Annotated in this window: 14 protein-coding genes; 12 read left to right on the top strand and 2 right to left on the bottom strand. The window is 65.4% G+C overall.

The features are described 5' to 3' along the window. Positions 1-5: 5 nt before the first annotated feature. The 12 genes from bcsA to IB262_RS27915 all read left to right on the top strand — a co-directional run bounded on the left by bcsA (position 6) and on the right by IB262_RS27915 (position 15,857). Positions 6-2,183, top strand: a complete 2,178-nt coding sequence (gene bcsA, locus IB262_RS27970) for a UDP-forming cellulose synthase catalytic subunit (RefSeq protein WP_034789955.1) — start codon at positions 6-8, stop codon at positions 2,181-2,183. Continuing rightward, positions 2,183-4,510, top strand: coding sequence for a cellulose biosynthesis cyclic di-GMP-binding regulatory protein BcsB (locus IB262_RS27965; protein WP_192494009.1), 2,328 nt, complete (start codon positions 2,183-2,185; stop codon positions 4,508-4,510). Before bcsA ends, IB262_RS27965 begins: the two co-directional genes overlap by 1 nt. Before the next feature lie 47 nt (positions 4,511-4,557). Further along, positions 4,558-5,556 (top strand): glycosyl hydrolase family 8, encoded by a 999-nt coding sequence (locus IB262_RS27960; protein ID WP_234798815.1) that lies wholly within the window; start codon positions 4,558-4,560, stop codon positions 5,554-5,556. Next, positions 5,553-7,733 (top strand): cellulose synthase, encoded by a 2,181-nt coding sequence (locus IB262_RS27955; protein WP_192494008.1) that lies wholly within the window; start codon positions 5,553-5,555, stop codon positions 7,731-7,733. Before IB262_RS27960 ends, IB262_RS27955 begins: the two co-directional genes overlap by 4 nt. 310 nt (positions 7,734-8,043) lie before the next feature. After that, positions 8,044-9,207: an isovaleryl-CoA dehydrogenase gene (locus IB262_RS27950; protein ID WP_034789942.1), complete on the top strand. Its 1,164-nt coding sequence runs from the start codon at positions 8,044-8,046 to the stop codon at positions 9,205-9,207. A 44-nt stretch (positions 9,208-9,251) separates the two neighbouring features. Then, positions 9,252-10,859: a carboxyl transferase domain-containing protein gene (locus tag IB262_RS27945; protein WP_034789940.1), complete on the top strand. Its 1,608-nt coding sequence runs from the start codon at positions 9,252-9,254 to the stop codon at positions 10,857-10,859. A gap of 10 nt (positions 10,860-10,869) precedes the next feature. Next, entirely contained in the window at positions 10,870-11,253 is a 384-nt protein-coding gene (locus IB262_RS27940) for a RidA family protein (RefSeq protein WP_060529107.1), read from the top strand. Between the two features lie 15 nt (positions 11,254-11,268). Beyond that, on the top strand, positions 11,269-13,257 hold the full coding sequence (locus IB262_RS27935) for an acetyl/propionyl/methylcrotonyl-CoA carboxylase subunit alpha (RefSeq protein WP_192494007.1): 1,989 nt from the start codon (positions 11,269-11,271) through the stop codon (positions 13,255-13,257). Continuing rightward, positions 13,254-14,123 carry a hydroxymethylglutaryl-CoA lyase gene (locus tag IB262_RS27930; RefSeq protein WP_090299231.1) on the top strand — a complete coding sequence of 290 codons (870 nt, stop codon included), beginning with the start codon at positions 13,254-13,256 and terminating at the stop codon, positions 14,121-14,123. The genes IB262_RS27935 and IB262_RS27930 overlap by 4 nt, the downstream gene beginning before the upstream one ends. Further along, positions 14,120-14,905: a crotonase/enoyl-CoA hydratase family protein gene (locus IB262_RS27925; RefSeq protein WP_113189554.1), complete on the top strand. Its 786-nt coding sequence runs from the start codon at positions 14,120-14,122 to the stop codon at positions 14,903-14,905. The genes IB262_RS27930 and IB262_RS27925 overlap by 4 nt, the downstream gene beginning before the upstream one ends. A 71-nt stretch (positions 14,906-14,976) precedes the next feature. Then, complete coding sequence (locus IB262_RS27920) at positions 14,977-15,348, top strand: antitoxin Xre/MbcA/ParS toxin-binding domain-containing protein (RefSeq protein WP_060529162.1); 372 nt, start codon at positions 14,977-14,979, stop codon at positions 15,346-15,348. Beyond that, the gene (locus IB262_RS27915; RefSeq protein WP_192494006.1) at positions 15,348-15,857 is read left to right on the top strand and encodes an RES domain-containing protein; all 510 of its coding nucleotides are present in this window, start codon (positions 15,348-15,350) and stop codon (positions 15,855-15,857) included. The genes IB262_RS27920 and IB262_RS27915 overlap by 1 nt, the downstream gene beginning before the upstream one ends. A 32-nt stretch (positions 15,858-15,889) precedes the next feature. On the opposite strand, the gene IB262_RS27910 is transcribed toward IB262_RS27915, so the two are convergent. Beyond that, positions 15,890-17,254, bottom strand: coding sequence for an FAD-binding oxidoreductase (locus tag IB262_RS27910; RefSeq protein ID WP_060529102.1), 1,365 nt, complete (start codon positions 17,252-17,254; stop codon positions 15,890-15,892). 162 nt (positions 17,255-17,416) lie between these two features. Further along, a partial coding sequence (locus IB262_RS27905) for a TOBE-like domain-containing protein (protein WP_192494005.1) occupies positions 17,417-17,841 on the bottom strand: 425 nt, incomplete at its 5' end.

The following is a 17,841-nucleotide window of genomic DNA, read 5'->3' as shown; positions in this document are numbered from 1 at the left end:
AATGTATGAGCAGGATCGGATCGGTTGCCGCTTGGGCGTTTTTCTCGCTTTGTGTGATGGCGGTCATCACGCTGCCGGTGAACCTCCAGACGCAGCTCATCGTCAGCGTTCTCATCGTAACCTTCATGGCCGTGCTCAAGCTTGCCAATGCCGGCGGCCGCTGGCGGCTGATCGCGCTCGCCTTCGGTACGGCGATCGTGCTGCGTTATGTCTATTGGCGCACTACAAGCACGCTGCCGCCGCTCAACCAGCTTGAAAACTTCATCCCGGGCTTCCTGCTCTACCTCGCTGAAATGTATAGCGTGATGATGTTGTCGCTCAGCCTGTTCGTAGTGGCGATGCCGTTGCCGCCGCGAAAGGCGAGTTCGATCTCTCCCGGCAAGTTTCCGAAGGTCGATGTCTTCGTGCCGTCCTACAACGAGGACGCAGGCCTGCTCGCCAATACGCTTGCCGCCGCCAAGGCGATGGATTATCCGGCCGACAAGCTGACGGTGTGGCTGCTCGACGACGGCGGCACCCTGCAGAAGCGCAACTCGGCAAACCTTGTCGAAGCGCAGCGCGCATCCGCCCGCAATGCCGAACTGCAGGCGCTTTGCGACGATCTCGGCGTGCGCTACCTCACGCGCGAGCGCAACGAGCACGCCAAAGCCGGCAACCTCAACAACGGCATGCTGCACTCCGACGGCGAATTGATTGCGGTCTTCGATGCCGACCACGCGCCGGCGCGCGACTTCCTTTTGGAGACCGTCGGCTATTTCGAGCAGGACCCGAAGCTGTTCCTGGTGCAGACGCCGCACTTCTTCCTCAACCCGGATCCGCTTGAGCGCAACCTGCGCACTTTCGAGAAAATGCCGAGCGAGAACGAGATGTTCTACGGCATCATCCAGCGCGGTCTCGACAAGTGGAATGCCGCCTTCTTCTGCGGCTCGGCCGCCGTTCTTCGCCGCAAGGCGCTGGAGGATACCGAGGGCTTCAGCGGCATGAGCATCACCGAGGATTGCGAAACGGCATTGGCGCTGCACGGACGCGGCTGGAACAGCATCTATGTCGACCGCCCGCTGATCGCCGGCCTGCAACCGGCGACCTTCGCCAGCTTCATCGGCCAGCGCAGCCGCTGGGCGCAAGGGATGATGCAGATCCTCATATTCCGCTTTCCGCTGTTCAAGGGCGGACTGTCGATCCCGCAACGGCTTTGCTACATGTCGTCGACGCTGTTCTGGCTGTTTCCGATCCCGCGGACGATTTTCCTTTTTGCGCCGCTCTTCTATCTGTTCTTCGACCTTGAGATCTTCACGGCGTCTGGCGGCGAGTTCCTCGCCTATACGCTGGCCTACATGGTCGTGAACCTGATGATGCAGAACTATCTCTACGGCTCGTTCCGCTGGCCCTGGATCTCTGAACTCTACGAGTTCGCCCAGACGGTGCATCTGCTGCCGGCGGTCATCTCTGTGCTGCTGCGGCCGAGCCGGCCGACCTTCAAGGTGACGGCAAAGGATGAATCGATCCTGGAAAGCCGGCTCTCCGAGATCGCCCGGCCGTTCTTCGTCATCTTCGCGGTGCTTTTCGTCGCCCTGCTCATGACGGTCTACCGGGTCTACACCGAGCCGTACAAGGCAGACGTGACGCTCGTCGTCGGCGGCTGGAACCTCTTGAACCTGATCATGGCCGGCTGCGTGCTCGGCGTCGTGTCGGAGCGCGGCGAGCGGGCAGCCTCCCGGCGCGTCAAGGTCAGCCGCCGCTGCGAGTTCGGGGTCGCCGACAAATGGTATCCGGCAACGATCGAGGATGTCTCGGCGCACGGCGCGCGCGTCCAGGTCTACGGCATCGACGCATCGACGCTGCCGACCGACACCGAGGGCGGGATCCGCTTCGAGCCCTATAGCGGCAGCGGCGTGGCCGAGACGCTGCCTGTCGCGATCCGCAACAAGGAGGTTGCCGGCGATATCACCATCATGGGCTGCCGCTACCTGCCGCAGGTCGCCCGCCATCACAGCCTGGTCGCCGACCTGATCTTTGCCAATTCGCGGCAATGGAGCGAGTTTCAAAGCGCCCGGCGCGGTAATCCGGGACTGGTGCGCGGAACGTTCTGGTTCCTCTGGCTGGCGCTCTATCAGACGAGCCGCGGCATGATCTACTTCCTTCGCAGCCTGCGTGGCTCCGAGGCGCAGAAGGAGGGCGCTTGATGCTCAGGCGCCTCGTTCTCCCAGCCCTCTTGCTTGCGAGCCTTGCAACCGGCGTGTCGGCGCAGCCGTCGCCTTTCGACATGTCCGGCGAGCGCCCGGCGGATGCTCCGATCCTGCAGCCGCCGGCAGACACCGGAAGCAACGCCGGGCCGGCAGAGCCCATCGTCACGCTCAAGCCGCCGGACGACTTCAAGCGCTTCATCATCCCGTTCAGCGCACTGTCGCTGACCGGAGAGGTCGATGAACGCACCTGGTCCGTCTATCTGACGCCGGCGCAGGCGCAATCTGCCGCCTCGCTTAATTTCGCCTATCAGAACGCGATCGTCGTTGCGCCGGAAGCGTCGACGCTTTCGATCTTCGTCAATGGCGAACTGGCCGGCGAGAAGCCGATCGGCTCGGCGGAGGCCGCCACGCCGCTGAGCTACGACCTGAAGCCCGGGTTGCTGCGCGCCGGATCCAACGATATTCGCGTCAAGGTTCGCCAACGCCACCGCACGGACTGCACGGTCGAATCGACCTATGAACTGTGGACTGAGATCGCACCGGAATCGGCCTTCATCCGGTTTTCCTCCGGCGACAGCGCGACGCTTTCCAGTCTCGACGACGTACGCGCAGTCGGGCTCGATGCGCGCGGCCGGACGCAGTTCAACCTGGTCGTACCCGGCCTCCAGCAGCCGAGCCGAACGGCAGCTCTGATGCGGCTTGCGCAAGGCATGGCGTTGCGCGGCCAGATGCCCGCCCAGGAATTCGCCCTCAGCGAGACCATGCCTGAACTCGCGAAACCCGGGCAGATGACTGCGCTCGTCGGCACCGCGGAGGAAGTGGCGCCGTTCCTCGAGCGACTGCCGGAAGGTGCGTCGAGCGGCCCTGTCGCCATGTTCGTGCGCGACGGCAAGACGAAGTCGTCGGTGCTGGTGATCAGCGGTCCAGACTGGTCCGCCGTTCAGGAGGCGATCGAGGGGATCACGCAGCCGATGGACCGCCCGAGCAACGTGCCGCGCGACGTCATCGCCACCGGGCGTTGGCAGTTGCCGGAGACGCCGCTGGTCGTGACGAATGCGCGCCTGCGCTTCTCCGAACTCGGGGTGGAGACCAGCGAATTTACCGGCCGGCGCTTTCGCACGCGTTTCTCCGTAGCCGTGCCGTCGGATTTCTATGCCGACGCCTATGGCGACGCGACGCTTCTGCTCGACGCTGCCTATACGGATGCCGTGCTTCCAGGCAGCCACATCGACATCTATATCAACGGCAACATCGCATCGACGATCCCTTTGAACTCGGCCACAGGCGACATCCTGCGCCACCTGCCGATCAAAGTAACGATGCGCCATTTCAAGCCCGGTCCGAACCTGATCGAGATCGAGGCGGTGCTCTCCGCCGAGCCGGACAAGGCCTGCGCGCCGGGAACGCCGGCCTCCAACGATCCGCGCTTCGCGCTCTTCGATACGTCCGAACTGCGAATGCCGGACTTCGCGCGCATCGGTCGCCGGCCGAATATCGCTGCGATTTCCGGTGCTGCCGCCCCCTATCGCAGTGATAGCGCCGCCGTTCCCCTTTTCCTCGACCGTGCCGACGAGGACACGCTGTCGGCGGCCGCGACCTTCCTTGCCCGCCTGGCTGTTGCCGGCGGCAGGCCGATGCTGGTGGAGGTGATCACATCGCCGCTTGCAGCCGGCAGCCGCAACGCGATCTTCATCGGCGCCATGCCGCAGTTGCCGAAGACGGTGCTGACACAGGTCGGTATCGACCCCGCCAGGCAGATGTCCTGGGGCAATGCGGAGGACACCGGCCGTCCTGACGACACCCAGAAAGCCATCGACGAATGGCGCACGCGCCTGAGCGGCGGCGCCTGGCGCAACCAGGTCACGGGGTTTCAGACCTGGGTGAAGCAGGAGTTCGACATTTCGCTGAGCTCGCTGCGTATCCTGCCCGAAGCGCAAGCCGCCTATATTCCGCCGGAAAGTGCCGGGCTTGTGATTGCGCAAGGCGCCAATCCGAGCGACGACGCGACCTGGACGCTGCTGACGGCGCCAACCGGAAAGCGTCTGCGTGAGGGCACGGCGGCGATCGCCGACGTCACGCGCTGGCAACAGCTTGCCGGGCGGGTCTCGGCCTATGAGCCGGCGACGGACAAGATCGAGGTGACGCCGGTCGCCGGATTCGATTTCGTCCAGACGCAGCCGCCGTCGCTCACCAACTATCGCCTGATCTTTGCCAACTGGCTGTCCAGCAACATCATGGTCTATGCCCTGCTGCTGATCGTGCTGTCGGTGCTTCTGGGGCTGGCAACATCCTCGATGCTGACCCGCCTGGGGCGGCGCCAATGAAGTGGCGGACCGCGCTTCTCGCCGGATTGCTTGCGCTCCTTTTGCCGATGGCGGCCGGAGCCGACGAACAGGCGGGCTCGGTGAAGGCTGGGGAATGGGACCAGTACAAGGCGCGGTTCCTCGATTCCGGTGGCCGGATCATCGACGACGCCAATGGCAATGTCAGCCATAGCGAGGGACAGGGTTATGGCCTGCTTCTCGCCGTGCTGGCCGACAACCCGGCCGACTTCGCGCTGATCTGGTCGTTCACGCGCCGTGAGCTGCTGCTGCGCGACGATGGGCTGGCGGCGTGGAAGTGGAGTGCCACCGAAACGCCGCACATTATCGACATCAACAATGCCACCGACGGCGACATCCTGATCGCCTATGCGCTGGTGCTCGCCGGTGAACGCTGGAAGCGGCAGGATTACCTGCAGGCCGCATCGAGGATCGCCAAGGCCATCCTCGACAACACCCTGCTCGATCATGGCGGGCGAACGCTGCTGTTGCCCGGCGTTACGGGCTTCGGCACGACCGATCGCCCGGATGGCCCGGTGGTCAATCCGTCCTACTGGATCTTCGAGGCTTTTCCCGCACTTGATCGGGTAGCGCCGTCGCCGCGCTGGAAGGCGCTCTCGGATGACGGCCTGGCCTTTATCAATGCCCTGCAATCAGGCCCGAGAAAACTGCCGGCCGACTGGGTCAGCCTGCGTGCGATGCCGAAGCCAGCCCAGGGCTTTCCCGCCGAGTTCGGCTATAACGCTTTGCGGATCCCGCTCTACCTCGCCCGGGCGGACATGGGTGGCCGCGATCTGATGGCGCGGCTGCGGGCGGGAATGGCCGGCGACAACGACGCATTGGTCCTCAGCGACGCCTCTACGGGGGCCGTTCAAACCAGCCTCACGGACCCCGGTTATCGATTTGTTAACCATATTCTGGCCTGTGTCTTGGACAGGGTTCCGATACCCGACAGCGTCAAGGTGTTCAGCCCGACGCAATATTACCCTTCCACGCTGCACCTGTTAGGGCTGTCTTACGTGAGGGAGAAGCGTCCGGAGTGTCTATGAAGTCCTCAATCGTTGCCATTGCCGCTGTGATGACTACGGCGATCGGGGTTGCCGGACTGACCGATGGCGGCTTCTTGCGCCAGGACAACAAGAAACTCGGCAGCTTGACTGGTGAGAGCCAGGAGGCGCCCGCCGTCGGCGGCAGCGCCGGCCAGGGCGCGCGCGGCGCGCCGCCGCAATTCACCGAGGTGGCCCAGGCCGACAGGCCGTCGGAGGAAGCACAAAGCACAAGCAAGCCGCAGTCGGTCGTCGACGAATCGGCGCTTCGCTACTTTGCCGCCAAGGGCGATACCGCACGGCTGCAGGCGGAAATCTCGCGCCTGCGCTCGCTTTATCCCGACTGGGTCCCGCCCGCCGATCCGCTGGCTGTGCCGCGCAACAACGACGTCGCGCTCGAAACCATGTGGCGGCTCTACTCTGAAGGCCGCTACGCCGAAGTGCGCAAGGCGATCGCCGAGCGTCAGGCGAAGGAAGCCGCCTGGCAGCCGCCATCGGACCTGCTCGAGCGCCTCAACGTCGCCGAGGCTCGCGCCCGGCTGGTGAACGCCTCCGAGCTCAAGCAGTATGAAACCGTGATTTCGATTGCTGCGAGCACGCCGAGCCTTCTGACCTGCTCGGAAGTGGATGTGCTCTGGCATGTGGCGCAGGCCTTTGCCGAGACCAAGCGGCCGGACCGGGCCCGCGATGCCTATCTCTATGTGCTGAAGAGCTGCGACAATGCGCCGGAACGGCTCGCCACCGTGCAGAAGGCTGCCGCTGTGCTGTCCTACGCGACCCTGCAGGATCTGCTCGCGCTCGAGCGCACCACGCCGGAGGGCGTGCCGGAGTTCGAAAGCATCCGTGACGATCTCGCCCGGCGCTTCGTTGCCGAAGGTGACGGAGACAAAGCGCTTGCGGTTGATCCCAAGTACGTCCAGCGCGTCGAAAAACTGGCCGAGACCGGTGGCACGGCAAGCGACGCTCTGCTGCTGGGCTGGTATCAGCTGCGCCGCGACAACATGAGCGCCGCCGAGCAATGGTTCCGCCGTGCCCATGACAAGGAAGACAGCGCCTCCGCCGCGCAGGGGCTGGCGCTGACGCTGATCGCGCGCAAGGCACCGCTCGAGGCCGAGGCCGTACTCTACCCGTGGCGCGATAGCTCGCCCGATGCCCTTGCGACCTATTTCGCGGCGACTGCCAATCTGCTGGCAATCGATCCGCCGGTCGCCCTCGATGCCGCCGTGCTGGCGCGGATCGCTCAGGAAACGACCAAGGCCCGCGAACCGGCCACGGCCCAGCAGTTCGGCTGGTATGCGCGCGCCCTCAACCAGCCGGCAACCGCCGCACAATGGTTTGCAACGGCGCTGCGCTGGAAGCCGGACGACGAGCCGTCGGCCTATGGCCTTGCGCTCAGCCGTGACCAGCTGAACGACAAGGATGGCGTCGTCGAAGTCCAGCGTTTGTGGTCGGGCCGTTCCGAACGCATCGCCCGGCTTGGCGAAGTCAAGGAGAAGCTCGACGAAGTCAGCCGCGCGCCGCTTCCGACGGCCGAGGTGCAACGGACGCAACCGCAGCCGACGGCCCGTACCACCGTCGTCACAGAGGTGGTCGCGCAACCTGCCGCTCAGAGGCCGCGCACGGGCGGCGTCGTGCAGAAATCGGTGCGCAGCGGGGCCGGCTGCCGAACCACCATCAATCCCGCCGGCATGGCGCCGCAGGCGGCGCTCGCGCGCGGCTGGTGCCTGATGGACCTCAACCGGCCGCTGGAGGCCGCCGAAGCATTCGAGGTGGCCTTGCAGGCGCCTGCGTCGCAGATGCGCGAAGACGCTGCCTATGGCCAGAGCCTGGCCTACCTGCGCGCTGGTCTCACCAACAAGGCCGCGGTGTCGGCGACCAAGTCGACGCAGAGCCGGGGGCGGGTCGACGAGCTGCAGACGGCGATCCTCGCCGACCGTGCCATTGCCGCCTTCAATGCCAATCGCTACCGCGAGGCCATCCTTTTTCTCGATCAGCTCGGGCAGATCTCGACCCGCCGCCAGGACCTGATGGTGCTGCGCGGCTACGCCTACATGAACCTCAAGTACCACGCGGAAGCGCGACGCATCTTCGAGGCGCTTGCCGCCACCGGCAATAGAGACGCGATGCAGGGCCTTGCGGCCGTCGAGGCCAGCCAGGAAATCTGGCCGAACAAGAACTGATCGTCGATCCCGCGATGTCACGGCGACACCTGCTGCCGTACCAGGAGTGGAACGCCTGCCGCCGGACTCGGCGCGAGGGCCCGCCAACTCGTTCGCGCACAGGATGCAATCGGCAGGCGGTTGCGGATTTGCATATCGTGCTTGGCTTTGCCCCTCTTTGGAAGGAAATTAGCGAAACGCGGTGCTATCGTCCGGCCATGTCGCGGCGTTGATCTCATTGCATTCGCTGCGATCCGCGTAGAGGATGGAGCGTTATCGTCCGGCCGCTGTGGGAGGAGACCGCACTGGCCGGCACGATGGGAGGATAGACATGTTTCAGGGCGGATTGAGCTTCGCGCTTGGCGAGGACATCGACGCGTTGCGCGAGAGTGTGCGGCGCTTCGCAACGGACCGTATCGCGCCTTTGGCAGACGAGACCGATCGCAGCAACGCATTTCCGATGCCGCTCTGGCGCGAGATGGGCGAGCTTGGTTTGCTCGGGATTACCGCCGGCGAGGAGCATGGCGGGGCCGCTATGGGCTATCTCGCCCATTGCGTGGCGATGGAGGAGATCAGCCGCGCATCGGCCTCGATCGGCCTTAGCTACGGCGCCCATTCCAATCTCTGCGTCAACCAGATCAACCGCAACGGCAACCACCACCAGAAGGCGCGTTACCTGCCGAAGCTGATTTCCGGCGAGAATGTCGGTGCGCTGGCGATGTCGGAGCCCGGCGCCGGTTCCGACGTCGTTTCGATGACGCTCAGAGCCGACAAGCGCGGCGACCGTTATGTGCTCAACGGTAACAAGATGTGGATCACCAACGGTCCGGACGCCGACGTGCTCGTCGTCTATGCCAAGACCGATCCGACCGCCGGCCCGCGCGGCATCACCGCCTTCCTCGTCGAGAAGGGCTATGCCGGCTTTTCGACCGGCCAGAAGCTCGACAAGCTCGGCATGCGCGGCTCCAATACCTGCGAGCTGATTTTCAAGGACTGCGAAGTGCCGGAAGAAAACGTGCTCGGCACCATCGGCGGTGGCGTGCGCGTGCTGATGTCGGGGCTCGACTATGAGCGTGTCGTGCTTTCGGCCGGGCCGCTCGGCATCATGGCCGCCTGCCTCGATGTGGTCGTCCCCTATCTGCATGAGCGCAAGCAGTTCGGCCAGGCGATCGGCGAGTTCCAGCTGATGCAGGGCAAGCTCGCCGACATGTATGTAACGGCGAATGCGGCGCGCGCCTATGTCTATGCCGTGGCGGCGGCCTGCGATCGCGGCGAGACCACGCGCAAGGATGCGGCCGGTTGCATCCTCTATGCGGCGGAGAAGGCGACGGCGCTGGCGCTCGAAGCGATCCAGGCGCTCGGAGGTAACGGCTACACCAACGACTACCCGGCGGGTCGCCTGCTGCGCGACGCCAAGCTCTACGAGATCGGCGCCGGCACCAGCGAGATCCGCCGCATGCTGATCGGGCGGGAGCTGTTCACCGAGACGCGGTAGCCGCCGCCAACTGAAACGGCCGAACTCGATCGAAAGAGGACTTGATGACCCTTCTGAAATCTCACATTTCTCCGTCCTCCGATACGTTCAAGGCAAACCAGGCGGCCATGGCGGAGGCGATCGCGACTGTCGAAGACGCGGTGAAGGTGGCGGCCGCCGGCGGCGGTGATACCGCGCGCGAACGCCATGTCAGCCGCGGCAAACTCTTGCCGCGCGACCGGGTGGCCAGCCTCATCGATCCGGCAACACCCTTCCTCGAAGTCGGCATGACGGCGGCGCACGGCATGTACAACGGCGATGCGCCGGCGGCCGGGCTGATCACCGGCATCGGCCGGGTGTCTGGCCGTGAGTGCATGATCGTTTGCAACGACCCGACGGTCAAAGGCGGCACCTACTATCCGCTGACGGTCAAGAAGCACCTGCGCGCGCAGGAGATCGCCGCGGAAAACAATCTGCCCTGCATCTATCTGGTCGATTCCGGCGGCGCCAACCTGCCGAACCAGGACGAGGTTTTTCCGGACCGCGATCACTTCGGTCGGATCTTCTATAACCAGGCCAATATGTCGGCCGCCGGCATCCCGCAGATCGCCGTGGTGATGGGTTCCTGCACCGCGGGTGGCGCCTATGTGCCGGCCATGTCCGACGAGACGATCATCGTCGAAGGCCAGGGCACGATCTTTCTCGCCGGCCCCCCGCTCGTGCGCGCCGCGACCGGCGAGGTCGTCTCGGCGGAGGATCTCGGCGGCGCCGATGTGCACACGCGGCTCTCCGGCGTGGCCGACCATCTGGCGCGCGATGACGCTCATGCACTGGCGCTCGCCCGCCGGGCCGTTTCGGCACTCAATCGGCTGAAGCCGTTGACGGTCGAGCTGGTGACGCCTGAGCCGCCGCTCTACGACCCGCACGAGATCGCCGGCATCGTGCCCTCGGATCTGCGCACGCCCTACGACATCCGCGAGGTCATCGCCCGCACCGTGGACGGTTCCCGTTTCGACGAATTCAAGGCGCGCTACGGCACCACGCTCGTCTGCGGCTTTGCCCATGTGCACGGCATCCCGGTCGGCATCATCGCCAACAACGGCGTGCTGTTTTCGGAATCCGCCCTGAAGGGCGCGCATTTCGTCGAGCTCTGCGCCCAGCGCAAGATCCCGCTCGTCTTCCTGCAGAACATCACCGGCTTCATGGTCGGGCGGAAATATGAGACGGAAGGCATCGCCAAGCACGGCGCCAAACTGGTGACGGCGGTGGCGACGGCACGTGTGCCGAAGGTGACGATGCTGGTCGGCGGTTCCTTCGGCGCTGGCAACTACGGCATGTGCGGTCGGGCGTTTTCGCCGCGGTTCCTGTGGACCTGGCCGAACAGCCGCATCTCCGTCATGGGTGGTGAGCAGGCGGCCGGCGTCCTGACGACCGTGCGCAGCGAGGCCCTGAAGCGGGCGGGAACGCCCTGGAGCGAGGAGGAGGAGGCGCGTTTCCGCCAGCCCATCCTTGATCTCTTCGAACGCCAGAGCCATCCGCTCTATGCCTCGGCCAGACTTTGGGACGACGGCGTCGTCGATCCGCGCAAGACGCGCGACGTGCTCGGCCTGTCGCTGTCGGCGGCGCTCAATGCGCCGATCGAAGACACGCGCTTCGGCCTCTTCAGGATGTAGGGACACCGCCATGAAACGCGAAAACATCAATGCCCCGAACGCACCGCAGCCGCGTGGAGGCTACTCGCAGGCCGTTCGCCTGGAGAACTTCGAGCGTCTGCTCTTCGTCAGCGGGCAGGTGCCGCTGACGCCTGAAGACGCGCTGCCGGAGGGTTTCGAGGCGCAGGCGCGCCAGGTCTGGGCCAACATCGACGCGCAATTGACCGCGGCGGGCATGACCAAGGCCGATATCGTCAAGGTGACGGTGCTGCTTGCCGATCGGCAACACGCCATGGCCAACCGCGCGGCCCGCGCCGAATATCTCGGTGCGCTAGCACCCGCCATGACGGTCGCGATCGCCGGCATCTTCGATGCCGGATGGTTGCTCGAAATCGATGTGATCGCAGCGCAATAGGGCCAGGAGATGCCGATGTTTTCCAAACTCCTGATTGCCAATCGCGGTGAGATCGCCTGCCGGGTGATCCGCACAGCCAAGCGCCTCGGCATCCGCACGGTCGCCGTCTATTCCGATGCCGATGTCGGCGCGCTGCATGTGGCGCTGGCCGACGAGGCGATCCGCATCGGCCCGGCGCCGGCGCTCGACAGCTACCTTGTGGCCGAACGCATCATCGCGGCGGCGCACTCCGTCGGCGCAGACGCCATTCATCCCGGCTACGGCTTCCTGTCGGAGAATGCCGACTTTGCCGAAGCCGTCGAGGCGGCCGGCATCACCTTCGTCGGACCGTCGGCGTCGGCCATTCGCGCCATGGGGCTGAAGGATGCCGCCAAGGCGCTGATGGAGCAATCCGGCGTGCCGGTGGTTCCGGGCTATCACGGCGAGACACAGGAGCCGGACTTCCTTGCCGGGGAAGCGGTGAACATCGGCTATCCCGTGCTGATCAAGGCGCGCGCCGGCGGCGGCGGCAAGGGCATGCGGCGGGTCGACAGCGCCGCCGACTTTCCGGCTGCGCTGGAGGCGGCGCGCCGCGAGGCGGAAGCGGCCTTCGGCGACGGCGCGGTCCTGATCGAGAAATATCTGACGAAGCCGCGGCATATCGAGGTGCAGGTCTTCGGTGACCGGCACGGCAACATCCTGCATCTTTACGAGCGCGACTGCTCGCTGCAACGACGCCACCAGAAGGTGATCGAGGAAGCGCCGGCGCCGGGCATGACCGCGGAAGTGCGGCGCGCCATGGGCGAAGCCGCCGTTCGCGCGGCGCAGGCGATCGGCTATGTCGGCGCGGGCACTGTCGAGTTCATCGCCGACGTGACCGACGGGCTCTGGCCGGATCAGTTCTATTTCATGGAAATGAACACCCGGCTGCAGGTCGAGCATCCGGTCACCGAGGCGATCACCGGCATCGATCTCGTCGAGTGGCAGCTGCGGGCTGCAGCCGGTGAAGCGCTGCCGAAACGCCAGAGCGAGATCGCCATCGACGGCTGGGCCTTCGAGGCCCGCATCTACGCGGAAGACCCGTCGCGCGGCTTCCTGCCGGCGACCGGGCAACTCACGACCTTGAGCTTTCCGGAGGAGGGCGTCCGTGTCGATGCCGGTGTCCGGCAGGGAGACAGGATCACGCCGTTCTATGACCCGCTGATTGCAAAGCTGATCGTGCACGGGTCCAACCGGTCGACGGCGCTGGCCAGGCTTGAGATTGCGCTCAGGGCCTGCCGCATCGGCGGCACGGTTACCAATCTCGATTTTCTGGCCCGCCTTGCGGCCGAACCGGATTTTCGCGCCGGGCACCCCGATACCGGCCTGATCGATCGTTCGATCGATCGGCTATCGGCGTCGCCGGTGCCGAACGATGCGGCCCTCGCGCTTGCGGCCATCATTTCGACCGGAGCCTTGCAGCCGGACGGATCGGCCGATCCCTGGTCTTCGCTCGGCCATTGGCAGATTTGGGGTGACGCAAACCGCAACATCGCGATCGAACACCTGGGCGGACGGACGACCGTGGCGCTGGCGGCTCGTGGCCGGGATCAGTTTGCGGTCCACACCGGGACGGCGGCGCTGCCGGTCGTTATCCTCAATCGCTCTGCCGATGGCGCCCGGGCGGAAATCGCCGGCGCGCAGCAGGAGTTCCGTTTCCTGCGCGAAGGCGAGCAGATCACGCTGTTCCTGAATGGTGAGACCTACGGACTTCGCTTGCCGGACGCGCTTGGTGCCGGTCACTCAAGCGAGGTCGCCGACGACGCGGTCTCGGCGCCGATGCCCGGCATCGTCAAGCTCATCCGGGTCCGCCCCGGTGATGCCGTCGAGAAGGGCCAGGCGCTTGCCGTCATGGAAGCGATGAAGATGGAACTCACCTTGTCGGCCTCGCGCGCCGGCGTGGTCGAGAGCGTGCAGGTCAGCGAAGGCGAGCAGGTGACAGCCGGCGCCGTGCTGGTGATGCTCCAGCCGGAGAGCGCGGAATGAGCGGAGCGGCGCCTGGGCATGTGACGATCGTCGAGATGGCGCCGCGCGACGGGCTGCAGAATGAAAGCGCGCTCGTCCCAACGACTGAGAAGATACGTCTCGTCGATATGCTCTCGGATTGCGGCTACGAGCGGATCGAGGTGACGAGCTTCGTCAGCCCGAAATGGGTGCCGCAGATGGCCGACGCCGCCGAAGTGATGGCCGGCATCCGGAGGCGGCCCGGGACGCGCTACGCGGTGCTGACGCCCAACATGCGCGGTCTTGAAGCCGCGCTCGAAGCCGGCGCCGACGAGGTGGCGATCTTCGCCTCGGCTTCCGAAACCTTCTCGCAAAAGAACATCAATTGTTCGATCGCCGAAAGCATCGAGCGGTTCCTACCGGTTGCCGAACTGTGCCGGGAAAAAGGAATTCTGCTGCGCGGCTATGTGAGTTGCGTTGTCGAATGCCCTTATGAGGGTGCGATCGCCGCAGCGAGCCCTGCCCGCGTCGCCGGCCTGCTCGATGATCTCGGCTGCTACGAGATCAGTCTCGGCGACACGATCGGCCGCGGCACGCCAGAGGCGGTGGACGCGATGCTGGCCGCGGTGCTGGAGCGCATTCCGGCCAACAGGCTCGCCGGGCATTTCCACGACACCTCCGGCCGCGCGCTCGACAACATTGCCGCTTCGCTCGACCGCGGCATCAGGGTCTTCGACGCTTCGGCCGGCGGTCTCGGTGGCTGCCCCTATGCGCCGGGTGCTGCCGGCAATGTCGACACGCTCGCCGTCAACGCCTTCGTAATGGCCAAGGGTTTTTCGACGGGGCTCGACCTAGCGAAGCTCGAACAGGCCGCCGCTTTCGCGCGGACCTTAAGGACGGGATCATGACCTTCGAAACGATCCGGATCGAAACCGATGCACGCGGTGTCGCGCGGCTGACCTTGGCACTGCCGCAGAAGCACAACGCGCTTTCGGCGCGGATGATCGGCGAACTGACCGAGGCGGCAGAGCAGCTTTCGGCCGACCGTTCTGTCCGCGTCGTTATCCTTGAGGGCGAGGGCCGCAGCTTCTGCGCCGGCGGCGACCTCGGCTGGATGCGCGAGCAGTTCGATGCAGACAGGGCGACTCGCATTGCTGAGGCGACGCGATTGGCGATGATGTTCAAGGGGCTGAACGAGATCTCGAAGCCCATGATCGGCCGCCTGCATGGCAATGCCTTTGGCGGCGGCGTTGGCCTCATGAGCATCTGTGACGCGGCGGTTGCCTCGACCGACGCCAAGTTCGGCCTGACCGAAACACGTCTCGGCCTGATCCCGGCGACCATCAGCCCCTATGTCGTCGCCCGCATCGGCGAGGGTAAGGCGCGGCCGCTGTTCATGTCCGCCCGTCTGTTTGGTGCGGAGGAGGCGCGCGCCTTGGGGCTCGCCACCACCGTTGTCGCCGCCGACGCGCTGGATGCGGCGATCGAAACGGAGATCGAGCCCTATCTGGCGGTCGCGCCGGAGGCCACCGGCCGGGCCAAGCGACTGGCTCGCTCGCTTGGGGCTCCAATCACCGAAGAGACCATTGCCGCGACCATCGAACAGCTTGCCGATTGCTGGGAATCCGATGAGGCGCGTGAGGGTGTCGGCGCGTTCTTCGACAAGCGCGAGCCCGCCTGGCGGCGATAGGCGTCCTTGATTTGGGCATGTTTTGATCTTACTTTGATAACACGATGATCAAAACAAGTGCGGATCCTGTCATGGCTGCTGTCGGTCTCAACATCTCCACCGCCCACTACGGCGAGAGCCATTCGTCTTTCCTGTCCGCTCGGCTGGTTGCCGATCGCCTTGGCGTGACGCTTGCCGAACTCGCGAAGCTGATCGGTGTCGCGCGCAACACGCTGACGGCGAAGTCCAGTGCCCGAAAGGTCGATGCGGCGTTGAGCAGCGTCGTCCGTATCCTTGCCATGGCCGGCGAAATGGCGGGCGACGACAGCCGCGCCGTCATCTGGTTCAAGCACCAGCCGATCCCCGGCTGGGCCGGCAAGACCGCCTATGATCTCGTCGGCGAGGGCAAGGCCGACAAGGTGCTCGCCTATCTCGAAGCCGTGCGTTCCGGTGTCTACGCCTGATGGCGGTTGGTGCGCCGGTGCGCCTCTGGCGCGCCTATGTGCCGCGCTGGGCGCATGCGCCGCTCTCGGGCGAAGGGGCAGGGCGGTACGGTGGGAGGTGGAATCCCGTGGGAACGCCGACGATCTATGCCGCCCGCGAGCTCTCGACCGCCTGGGCCGAATACAATCAGGGTTTCGTCCAACACCCGGCGCTGATCGCCCAGCTTGAACTCCGCTTTGCCCGTCTTGCCGATCTGACGGCGCCGGAGATCCTTTCCGACCTTGGTCTCACCGAAGAAATCCACCGATGCGAATGGCGCGATGCGCTCGATCGTGGTCTGGTGCCGGAGACGCACCGCCTGCAACTGGCGTTGAGCGACCGAGGCTTCGATGGCCTGATCTATCCGTCCTTCATGTCGCCCGGCGGCACCTGCGTCGCGCTGTGGCACTGGAACGCGGGCGAGGGTTGCGAACTGAAGGTTATCGATCCCGAAGGGCGCCTGCCGAAAACGCCGGCGTCCTGGCTCTGAATTTGAGCCGTTTGCGTGGCGATGAGGCTGCCTCAGATCACCTTGCCCGGATTGAGGATGCCGTTCGGGTCGAGCGCCCGTTTGATCCGGTGCATGAGTTCGAGTTCGGCCGGGCTGCGCGAATGGTCGAGGAAATCCCGCTTCAGCGTGCCGATGCCATGTTCGGCCGAGATCGAGCCTTTGTAGCGCCGCACGATTTCGTAGACGATGCCGTCGACGATATGCGGCGTGTCCGCGTCGCTGTCAGGCTCCGAAAAGGCGATATGCAGGTTGCTGTCGGCGACGTGGCCGAAGAAGGAGACATGGGCGGCCGGGAACCGTTGAAATAGAGCCGCTCCACATTCCGTGGCGAAGCGGCCGATATCGCCGATCGGCAGGCTGACGTCGAGGTTGACGAGCGCCGGCAGCTGGCTGTCCATCGCGTGGCCTTCGCGCACGCTCCAGAACGAACGGCTTTCTTTCTCCGACTGGGCGATCAGCGCATCGGCAATGATCCCATCTTCAAGCGCCTCACCGAGAAAGGCCTCGAAGCCGTCACGCTCGCTGGCATCACCGAGCAGATCCTGCTCGACGATCACCGCGAAGGGCGGGATTTCATCAAAGAACTTCAGCTTCTCCGCCTCGGCGTTGAAGCGGAAGTAGTTTTCCCACATCGCCTCGAAGGCCGAGAGGCCGGGCAGGCGGCGTTGGCAGCGCGTGAGGAAGGCGACCACATCGTCGTAGCTTTCGAGAGCGCAGAGCGCCGTCAGCCGGCCGGCGGGCAAGGGCCGCAGGCGCAGGACCGCGCGGGTGATCACGCCGAGCGTTCCTTCGGAGCCGATGAAGAATTGCCGGAGGTCGTAGCCGGTGTTGTTCTTGATCATCTTGTTGAGCGACGAGATGATCGTGCCGTCGGCGAGCACCGCTTCGAGACCGAGCACGTTGTCGCGCGTCACGCCGTAGCGAAGCACCCGGATGCCGCCGGCATTGGTGGCGAGGTTGCCGCCGATCTGGCAGGAACCGCGGGCGCCGAGATCGATTGGCAGCAGGAAACCGGCGTCTTCGGCGGCGCGTTGCGCCACTTCGAGCGGCGTTCCGGCCCGCACGGTCATGGTGCCTGCCTGTGGGTCGATTTCTTCGATGCCGGTGTAACGCTCGAGCGAGATCACCACCGCGTCGTTGCCGGCATTGGCGCCGCCGGCAAGTCCGGTGAGGCCGCCCTGGACGACGACCGTTTGGCCGTTCTCGTTGCAGAGCCGGAGGGCCGTGGCGATCTCGCCACTGCTTGTCGGGCGGATCACGGCTCTGGGCAGCTCCCGGCCGGTCAGGCTGGCGTCGCTCCGGTGGCGTTCGCCGATTTGCGTGCCGGTGAGCACGATGTCGCCGAGGGCTTGTTTCAGGTCGTCGACGATCGTCATGCGCTTCTCCCGGTTCCGCAGCCATTGTCGGCAGCGGGCGTCCCTGCTTAGCGCATCGCGAAGCAAACGGATATCCGCACGGCGACTCTCAGCCCGTCGTTGCCGGCACGATTGCACACGGCACGACGAGACAGGTGAAACTGCGCTACCGAGCGCGCCCGATCAACTGCCGGTGCGCGCCAGCTCGAAGGGCTCGGCCGTTTCCACTTCGGCCGGCGGCTCCAGCGTTGCGGCCGCATTCGTCTGCTCCTCCCTGAAGATCTTCCACTTTGTCGGTCGGAAGGCGATGCGGCTGTGGTCGCCGGCAGCGGCGCGTTCGGGCGAGAGTTCGATCTCGACATGCGGATGGTTGCGGCCAAGGTCAAGTTCGAGATGGCGGGTGCCGGCGACGCGGCGGCTGGCGGCAACGAGGCCGGCAAGGCAACCGCCGCAGCCGTCGATCAGCTCGATGTCATGCGGACGGAAGTGCAGTTTCGCCGGGCCGTCGGGCTCGGACGGGGCGCGCAGCCCGATCGGCCGATCCTCGAACCAGATCTCGCCGTTCTGCAGCGTAACATTGAGGCAGTTCGACTGGCCGATGAAGCCGT

Source organism: Ensifer sp. ENS02 (genome assembly GCF_014851885.1).
In the GTDB taxonomy this organism is placed as follows: Bacteria; Pseudomonadota; Alphaproteobacteria; order Rhizobiales; family Rhizobiaceae; genus Ensifer; species Ensifer adhaerens.
Note: the sequence above shows the minus strand (reverse complement) of the source record. Positions and strands in the feature narration are given on the sequence as shown.